Source organism: Saccharothrix sp. NRRL B-16348 (assembly GCF_001280085.1).
Lineage (GTDB): Bacteria > Actinomycetota > Actinomycetes > Mycobacteriales > Pseudonocardiaceae > Actinosynnema.
Window position 1 is genome coordinate 1 of the sequence record NZ_LGED01000128.1, and the last position, 322, is coordinate 322.

1 rRNA gene is annotated in these 322 nt (G+C 55.3%); it reads left to right on the plus strand.

Going from position 1 to position 322, the window contains the following annotated elements:
* A 23S ribosomal RNA gene (locus ADK67_RS14405) occupies nucleotides 1–322 on the plus strand; the annotation flags it as partial.

Here is a 322-nt window from a genome sequence, read left to right on the forward strand (position 1 = left end):
ACAACCGTGATTCCGTGAGTAGTGGCGAGCGAAAGCGGAAGAGGCTAAACCGTATTCGTGTGATACCCGGCAGGGGTTGCGTGTACGGGGTCGTGGGACCTGTTCGTCAGTTCTGCCGAGCTGGCAAGGAGTCATAAAACGGTGTTGTTAGCGGAATGCGTCTGGAAAGCGTGGCCGTAGAGGGTGAAAGTCCCGTACGCGAAAACTCACCGTCTTCTTACAGTGTTCCCAAGTAGCAGCGTACTCGTGAAATTCGCTGTGAATCTGGCGGGACCACCCGCTAAGCCTGAATACTCCCTGGTGACCGATAGCGGACTAGTAC